Raw genomic sequence first — 567 nt, 5'->3', positions numbered from 1 at the left:
AGCCGCGCCGACAGGTTCGGCGCGCGTTCGAGTTCGGTCTCGCGCGCCACGTCGTAGACGCGCGCGGTCAGGGTCTTTTTCAGGTAGTCGTGAGACGGCGCGACGCGCCCGGCCGCTGCGGCGGCCTGTTCAAGTTCGTTTAACAGCACGGCAAGCTCCTGGGTGGCAACATTCGATGCAACAACGCATCAACGGCGATCGACATCGAACGATAGCAATCGCGGCATGTTCGCCAGGAGGCAGGCAGAGAATGAACCTGAAAGCGGACATAAAAAAACCCGCCTCGTTTGGCGGGTTATGTGTGACTGCAAGTCGACGCGCGCTAACCCACCATTCGATGAATGATGCTAATAATCAGCGCAATACGGATGTCGAGGCAGTTCATGTCGGCGATCTTCGTCGACTCGGCAAGCTTTGTCAATCTCCGCGCATCTCCGCGCAGTGCGCCAGTGCCACAATCGGGTAGGAGGCGGGGTTGCCCCCGCCGTCCTCCCACAACACCGGACGTACGGATCACGTATCCGGCGTTTCCTGACGACTGGATTGCTCCAGCGAGCTTCGTTTCGT

1 protein-coding gene is annotated in these 567 nt (G+C 59.8%); it reads right to left on the bottom strand.

The window, feature by feature from the left end; all coding sequences use genetic code 11:
* Positions 1-322: 322 nt before the first annotated feature.
* Positions 323-567: hypothetical protein (locus tag HWY30_RS41290; protein WP_208524386.1), on the bottom strand; the 245-nt coding region annotated here is incomplete at its 5' end.

The organism is Paraburkholderia tuberum STM678 (assembly GCF_902833905.1).
Lineage (GTDB): Bacteria > Pseudomonadota > Gammaproteobacteria > Burkholderiales > Burkholderiaceae > Paraburkholderia > Paraburkholderia tuberum.
The sequence above is the reverse complement of the archived record's forward strand: the minus strand, read 5'-3'. Positions and strand labels throughout refer to the sequence as shown.